Source organism: Microbacterium sp. MRS-1 (assembly GCF_000585455.1).
GTDB lineage: Bacteria > Actinomycetota > Actinomycetes > Actinomycetales > Microbacteriaceae > Microbacterium > Microbacterium laevaniformans.
On the sequence record NZ_JAUF01000071.1, the window covers coordinates 1 to 6,760 of the forward strand.

8 protein-coding genes are annotated in these 6,760 nt (G+C 68.9%); 5 read left to right on the top strand and 3 right to left on the bottom strand.

What is annotated here, in order from left to right:
* Positions 1–81: 81 nt before the first annotated feature.
* Both AS96_RS15755 and AS96_RS11745 read left to right on the top strand, forming a co-directional pair.
* Entirely contained in the window at positions 82–1,371 is a 1,290-nt protein-coding gene (locus AS96_RS15755) for a primosomal protein (protein WP_231477250.1), read from the top strand.
* Positions 1,371–2,408, top strand: a complete 1,038-nt coding sequence (locus AS96_RS11745) for an HAD-IIA family hydrolase (RefSeq protein ID WP_036289935.1) — start codon at positions 1,371–1,373, stop codon at positions 2,406–2,408. The genes AS96_RS15755 and AS96_RS11745 overlap by 1 nt, the downstream gene beginning before the upstream one ends.
* A 114-nt stretch (positions 2,409–2,522) precedes the next feature.
* On the opposite strand, the gene AS96_RS11750 is transcribed toward AS96_RS11745, so the two are convergent.
* On the bottom strand, positions 2,523–2,879 hold the full coding sequence (locus AS96_RS11750) for a hypothetical protein (protein ID WP_231477252.1): 357 nt from the start codon (positions 2,877–2,879) through the stop codon (positions 2,523–2,525).
* A 73-nt stretch (positions 2,880–2,952) separates the two neighbouring features.
* Between AS96_RS11750 and AS96_RS11755 the strand changes: the two genes are divergently transcribed.
* A complete protein-coding gene (locus AS96_RS11755) occupies positions 2,953–3,639 on the top strand; it encodes an alpha/beta fold hydrolase (protein ID WP_036289938.1) in 687 nt (228 codons plus the stop codon).
* A 12-nt stretch (positions 3,640–3,651) separates the two neighbouring features.
* Here the strand turns inward: AS96_RS11755 and AS96_RS11760 are convergent, their stop codons facing one another.
* The gene (locus AS96_RS11760) at positions 3,652–4,218 is read right to left on the bottom strand and encodes a type 1 glutamine amidotransferase domain-containing protein (protein WP_036289940.1); all 567 of its coding nucleotides are present in this window, start codon (positions 4,216–4,218) and stop codon (positions 3,652–3,654) included.
* A gap of 65 nt (positions 4,219–4,283) precedes the next feature.
* Here AS96_RS11760 and AS96_RS15300 point away from each other — a divergent pair, with 65 nt between their 5' ends.
* Positions 4,284–4,427: a hypothetical protein gene (locus AS96_RS15300; RefSeq protein WP_155947569.1), complete on the top strand. Its 144-nt coding sequence runs from the start codon at positions 4,284–4,286 to the stop codon at positions 4,425–4,427.
* 48 nt (positions 4,428–4,475) lie between these two features.
* Here the strand turns inward: AS96_RS15300 and AS96_RS11765 are convergent, their stop codons facing one another.
* Positions 4,476–5,954, bottom strand: coding sequence for a DHA2 family efflux MFS transporter permease subunit (locus AS96_RS11765; RefSeq protein WP_036289943.1), 1,479 nt, complete (start codon positions 5,952–5,954; stop codon positions 4,476–4,478).
* A gap of 107 nt (positions 5,955–6,061) precedes the next feature.
* Here AS96_RS11765 and AS96_RS11770 point away from each other — a divergent pair, with 107 nt between their 5' ends.
* Positions 6,062–6,751 (top strand): DUF1345 domain-containing protein, encoded by a 690-nt coding sequence (locus AS96_RS11770; RefSeq protein WP_051498860.1) that lies wholly within the window; start codon positions 6,062–6,064, stop codon positions 6,749–6,751.
* Positions 6,752–6,760 lie beyond the last annotated feature (9 nt).

Here is a 6,760-nt window from a genome sequence, read left to right on the forward strand (position 1 = left end):
CCGCCGGACTTCTTTTCAGGAAATGGCCACCCAACGCTGGGTGGCCATTTCCCGTTAACACGACTGAAAGGAACTCCTTCGATGGCACAGGAGCGCGATCCCGAGAACCCGGATGCGACACCCGAGCGCCGCCGGAGGTCTTCCGACGGAACCTCGTCGGCACGATCGGGTGCGGGCCCTCGCGACGGCCAGCGCCCGCGCGATGGTGAGCGTAAGCCGTACGTCAAGCGTGACGGTGAGCGTAAGCCGTACGCGCCGCGCGATGGTGCGCGTAAGCCGTACGTGAAGCGTGACGGTGAGCGTAAGCCGTATTCGCCTCGCGATGGTGAGCGGAAGCCGTATGCTCCTCGCGATGGTGAGCATAAGCCGTTCGCTCCTCGCGACGGCGAGCGGAAGCCGTATGCTCCTCGCGATGGTGAGCGGAAGCCGTTCGCCCCTCGCGACGGCGAGCGTAAGTCGTACGTGAAGCGTGACGGTGAGCGTAAGCCGTATGCGCCGCGCGATGGCGAGCGCAAGCCGTACGCACAGCGCGATGGCGATCGAACCTCCCGTGTGCCCGGTCGCAGTTCCCGGCCGCCGCAGGGCTCGGAGCGTCGCACGGGCCCCACGGGGCCGCAGCTGCCCGACGATGTCACTCCTCAGGACCTGCCGCCATCCGCGCGCAACGAGCTGAATACGCTGTCGAAGGAGAACGCCGAACAGGTCGCGCGTCATCTCGCCATGGCAGCACGTCTCATCGACGACGACGCCGTCCGTGCGCACGAGCATGCTCTCGCCGCGTCCCGCAGCGCTGGGCGCATCGCAATCGTGCGTGAGACTGTCGCCATCACCGCGTACGCGTTGGGCGACTTCGCCCTGGCGGTGCGTGAGCTGAGGACCTACCGGCGCATCTCCGGCCGCGATGACCAGATCGCCCTTCTCGTCGACAGCGAACGCGGCGTGGGCCGCGCTGATCGTGCACTCGAAGTGGGACGCGCGGTGGATCGTTCGACGTTGACCACCGAAGTACGCGTGGAGCTGGCGATTGCCATGTCGGGGGCTCGACTGGACCTCGGTGAGACGGAGCGCGCACTCAGCGAACTGGACATCCCCGAGTTGGACCCCGATCGTGCCTTCTCGTGGAGCCCGGGGCTGTTCGCGGCGCGGGCTGCGGTGCTCGAGGAGCTTGGCCGCGTCGATGAGGCGCAGCAGTGGCAGCGACGCGCCGAGGTGGCCGCGGAGGCTCTCGGCGCCGTCGATGCGGATCTCGAGGTGATCGAGATCGACGAGATCGAGGAGATCGCGCTGCCGGCGGAGGAGGACATCGCTCCCACGGTCGAGAGCGACGATTCCGGCGACGACGAGTCGGATGCAGAGGAAGCGGAGCGCTGATGGGCCTCTTCTCGAAGCGCGCGCCTTGCACTCCGCTCGACGGTGTCGACGCGGTGCTCGCGGACCTCGATGGGGTCGTCTACGCCGGCCCGGGGGCGCTCCCGTACGCCGTCGACAGCCTGAATGCTGCGGCCGTGTCGCGGCGCCTCGGGTACATCACCAACAACGCGTCCCGACGTGACGCCGTCGTGGCGGAACACTTGCGCGAGCTGGGGCTGGACTCCACACGCGCCGAAGACGTCGTGACCAGTCCGCAGGCCGCGATGCGGTTGCTGCGCGATCGCGTCGCACCGGGATCCACGATCCTCGTCGTCGGTGGTGACGGCCTCGTCTTCGAAGTCGAGAAGGCCGGCTACGTCGTGACCCGCAGCGCCGAGGACGCCCCCGCGGCCGTCGTCCAGGGATTTGCTCCCCAGGTGGGCTGGGAGCAGCTCGCCGAAGCCGCGTACGCTCTGGCGACGCCGGAGGATGCCGGCGGCATCCCGTGGATCGCCACGAACACCGACTGGACGATTCCGCAGGCACGCGGCATCGCACCGGGAAACGGAACACTCGTGTCTGCCGTGCATACGGCCGTCGGTCGGCTCGCCGTCGTCGCGGGCAAGCCGGAGCGGCCGATCTTCGATGAGGCCGTCGCGCGTTTCGCGGCACACAAGGCGCTCTTCATCGGCGACCGGCTCGACACCGACATCGCGGGCGCCCAGGCTGCGGGGCTCGACTCGGTGCTGGTGCTGACCGGCATCGACCGACCCAAGCACGTGCTTGCCGCTCCGCCGACGGCGCGGCCCACCTTCATCCTCGGCGATCTGCGCGAGTTGCACGAGGAGTACCCGGAGACGGTCGTCCAGGGAGAGGTGACCTCCGTCCGTGATGCGGCCGTGCGGATCGACGGCGCCGACATCCACGTCGTGTCGGAGGGGTCCCGGCCGATCGATCTCGTACGCGCGGGCGCCGCAGCCATCTGGGCCACCGGGCGCGCCATCTACGGGTTCCGCGTGCCCGAGCGGCTGTACGCGGATCCCTTCCACCGCCCGTGAACTTCTGTTCTCACTGACCGCGCCGTGAAGGCCCGTGCACGCTCGCGGAAAGTCGTCGACAAGGCGGCCAAGAAGGCGGCGAAGAAGCTCGGCGTCTGAGACGCGGTGCCCGCCTCACTCCCAGCCGAAGGTGTTGAACCACTCGGCGCGAGCGGCGGATTCGGCGACATCCTCGGTGCCGCGAAATCGGTCATGGGCGCCCAGGCGGCCGTCGACCAACGGCACGAAGGCATCGCACCCGAGGCACCGCGCCCGTCCATCGGGAAAGCCGGCGGCGGGGGAAGTGTCTGCCAGGCGTGGCGCGCTGATGGCCTCGGCACCGGAGGCCGGGCACGTCGGCGGGTCGGCGTCGACGTCCGACCACATCTGCGACGTGCCGACGCGGTTGTGCAGTCCCGCATGCCCGGACGCTCGCGTGCACAGGGCGCTGCCTCGCCGGCTGCGGCACCACCGTGCCGTGGGATACGTCACCATCCCAGCTTAGGCATCGCCGCGGGGACGGAGATGCTCCCTGCACACTCGCCGCCGCCTAGGATGGAGGATCGTGACCGAGAACCTTCGACAGATCTTCGATGCCGACGTTCGCGACATCAGCTACCTCGATGAGGGCACCGGCCCCGCCATCGTTCTGCTGCCTGAGGCGGGACTGGACTTCGCCTACTTCGGCGCGCTGGCGAGCATCCTGGTCGAAGAGGACTTCCGCGTGGTGCGCATCGCCACACGACGCTCCACGGCGACGACGTTGCACGAACTCGCCCAGGACGTGGTGGACGTCCTGGAGCACCTGGGCATCTCGGAGGCATGGATCGGCGGGCACGGATTCGGCGGCGCTGTCGCGCGGACCGTCGCGATCGACCATCACGAACGAGTGAGCGGCGTGCTGCTGCTGGGTGTCACGCGTGACGCTCCGTACGGTGAGGATTTCGACGCGGAGGTGCGTGCCGTCTTCGGTGACTCGTTCTCGCCGCAGGCCGATGTGTGCCGGGTGCAGGCGGACGCGCTCGCGGCGACGGCTGCCGAGGCGTGGCAGCCCGTCGCGGACGCCACTCCCGTCCTCATCGTCCAGGGGACCGCGGATCGCGTCACGCCGGTCGAAGCCGGAGAGGCACTACGTGAGACCGCGCCGGGGCTGGTCAGCGTGAAGGCGGTCGATGGCGCCGGCCACTTCTTCCCACTGACCCACCCCGGCGAGACGTCGTGGTTCATCGAGGACTACCTCGACTGGGACTGAAAAGCGTCCCTCTCAGGCCATCTGGCCGTCGTGTGTGCCTTCGCCGATCTCCTCGACGAGCTTCGCGGTGAAGGCGGGCAGATCGTCGGGCGTGCGGCTGGAGACGAACCCCTCATCGACGACGACGTCCTCGTCGACCCACGACGCGCCCGCGTTGGTCAGGTCGGTGCGAAGGCTCGGGAAACTCGTCATCGTACGACCCTCGACCACCCCGGCTTCGACCAGCAGCCAGCCTGCGTGGCAGATCGCGCCGACGGGCTTGCCCTGCGCGAAGAAGTCGCGAGCCAGCCGCACCGCGGCCTCGTCGAGGCGGAGGTTGTCGGCATTGACGACGCCCCCGGGCAGGACCAGGGCGTCGAAGTCGGCGGCGTCGGCCTGCGCCGTCGTCCTGTCGACAGGCTGGCGGTGACCATTCTTGCCTTCGATGTCTCCAGGGGCGGGCGAGATCATGACGGCCGTGGCTCCGGCATCCGTCACCGCCTGCCAGGGGGCGGTCAGTTCGCTGTCCTCGAAGCCGTTCGTCGCGATGAATGCCACCGTCTTGCCGGCGAGTTCGTCTGTCTGCGTGGGAGTGCTCATGTCATCGACGCTACGGATGCCGCCTCGGCCGCGCCCGGGGGTTGACACCGACGTAAGATCGACGCATGACCACTTCGAATCAGCCTGAGGTCTCCGTCGACGCTGACGCTTCGAGCGCGAAGGGCGTCACGACGCTTCTGCCGCTCGTGGACGCGAGCGTCGACGCGTCCGCGTCGTGCTGCGGTGGCGGGGCCTGCAGCATCGGCTGACGGACGGGCCTCCGCCCTCGGCGCCTGCGCCGGTCGGCGTGAGTCTCCTCAGTGCGCGGAGACACCCTCCGGTGCATCATCCGGCTTGCGGATGAGGACGGCGCTGATCAGCAGGGGCGTGCCGATGATCGCCGCGAGCAGGAACGCCGCCCGTGCGCCTGCAGCTCCGGCGGGCGCCTCGGCCACTCCGCTCCGAGCCGCACCCGCAGCCACTGACGACATCACCGAGATCAGGAGGGCGATGCCGGCTGCCCCCGCGACCTGCTGGATCGTCGAGACCATCGCGCTGCCGTACGAGTAGAACCGCGGCTCGAGCGAGCCCAAAGAGGCCGTGAACAACGGCGTGAAGGACATCGCCAGCCCGATCGACAGCAACGTCTGGGTTCCGATGAGGATCCACACCGGGGTCGACTCGGTGAGCATCGTGAAGCTCCACAGGATCGTCAGCACGATGATCGTGCCGGGAAGCAGCAGCACGCGGGTGCCCCAGCGATCGTAGACGCGTCCGATGACCGGGCCGAGTAGGCCCATCGCCAGCGCTCCCGGCAGCACGACGAGGCCGGAGGCGCTCGCCGACAGCCCCAGAGTGTTCTGCAGATACAGCGGGAGCGCAGTCAGCGTTCCGAAGAACGCCAGCGACATCACCGCGAAGTGCGCGACCGACAGGGAGAAGTTGCTCGAGCGGAAGATGCGCAGATCGAGGAGCGCCTCATCCCGCTTCTGCAGCATCACCTGACGCCAGACGAACAGTCCGAGGGCTACGAGTCCGATGCCCAGCGCGACGACGAGAGTCGTGGTCGCCGCCTCCGCGGCGGCGACATCCGTCCCGTGCCCACCGATCTGGCTGAGCCCGAAGACCACCCCGCCGAACCCGACGGCGGACAGGAGCACGGAGAGGATGTCGATCGGCGTGTGCGTGCTCTCTCCCAGGTTGTGGATCCAGCGCACCCCCACGACCAGGGCCACCAGCGCGATCGGAAGGACGATCGCGAAGATCCACCGCCACGTCAGATTGTCGAGCACGATGCCCGCCATCGTCGGTCCGATGGCGGGGGCCAGCGAGATCACCACGCTGACACGGCCCATCATCCGCCCCCGCAGGTGCGGCGGGACGACAGTCATGAGCGTCGTCATGAGCAGGGGCATCATGATGGCCGTTCCCGACGCCTGGACGACACGGGCCGCGACGAGCACTTCGAAGCCCGGGGCGATCAGCGCGATCAGCGTGCCCGCGGAGAACAGACCCATCGCCGTCGCGAACATCGCCCGCGTCGTGAATCGCCGCAGCAGAAAACCCGTGGTGGGGATCACGACCGCCATCGTCAGCATGAACGCGGTGGTCAGCCACTGCGCGGCCACCGCGGTGATGCCGAGGTCGCCGATCAGGTGCGGGATCGCGACGCCCATCGTCGTCTCGTTCAGGATGGCCACGAACGCGGCGGCCAGCAGCAACCAGATGACGCGGTTCTCCTTGGCTCCGACCTGCGTGGGCGCATCAGGCGTGGTGGCGGTGTCGGGAGAGGTCATCGGGCTCCTGGGTGTCGTCGGGACGCGTTCCCGGCGGGCGGGGCGACTGTCCACTGTAACGGGAGGGTCGGACACGGCATTCCCGGTCGCGGTGGGAGCATCGAGGCATGAGCTTTCGTCGTCATCCGTCGCGGGTGGCCGTCCGCGGCCCCCTCTCCCTCTCCGTCGGGGCCGTGGTCGCCGTCGTCGCGTCGGTCGGTGCCGGGCTCTCCGTCGGTCTTCTCGCCGGATGGGCCGTCGTGGCCGCGACCAACGTGGTGTGGCTGCTGAGCGTGGTCTGGCCGATGGATGCCGAGCAGACGCGCTCGCACACGACGAGCGTCGACCCGGGCCGGCCGGTCGCGCGCCTGATCGCACTCGCGGGCAGCGTCGCGAGCCTCGGCGGCGTGGTCGCGGTGCTGATCGGGAGTGGGAGCAGCGGCCACGCCCGCGCGTTCCTCGTCGCGGGGGTGGCGATCGCGGCCGTGGTGAGCTCGTGGGCGCTCATCCAGGTCGACTACATGCTGCGCTATGCGCGCGTCTACTACGGACGCGTCGCCGCGGGGATGGCGGGTGGCATCGACTTCAATCAGGACGATGCGCCGACGTACTCCGACTTCGGCTACTTCTCGGTCGGCCTGGGGATGACCTACCAGGTGTCCGACACGAATGTGTCCGCGAATGAGATCCGGCGCATCATCGTCGCGCAGACGCTGTTGGCCTACCTGTTCGGGGCCGTCATCCTGGCATCGGTGATCAATCTGGCTCTTCGGACATTCGGTGGGGGTGAGGCTCGCCGGGTGAGGTTCGGCGGGTAGGGGTCGAGG

Coding starts and splice junctions, on each gene's coding strand:
- AS96_RS15755 (WP_231477250.1), top strand. CDS start 82: ATGGCACAGGAGCGCGATCCCGAGAACCCGGATGCGACACCCGAGCGC.
- AS96_RS11745 (WP_036289935.1), top strand. CDS start 1,371: ATGGGCCTCTTCTCGAAGCGCGCGCCTTGCACTCCGCTCGACGGTGTC.
- AS96_RS11760 (WP_036289940.1), bottom strand. CDS start 4,218: ATGAGCACTCCCACGCAGACAGACGAACTCGCCGGCAAGACGGTGGCA.
- AS96_RS15300 (WP_155947569.1), top strand. CDS start 4,284: ATGACCACTTCGAATCAGCCTGAGGTCTCCGTCGACGCTGACGCTTCG.
- AS96_RS11765 (WP_036289943.1), bottom strand. CDS start 5,954: ATGACCTCTCCCGACACCGCCACCACGCCTGATGCGCCCACGCAGGTC.
- AS96_RS11770 (WP_051498860.1), top strand. CDS start 6,062: ATGAGCTTTCGTCGTCATCCGTCGCGGGTGGCCGTCCGCGGCCCCCTC.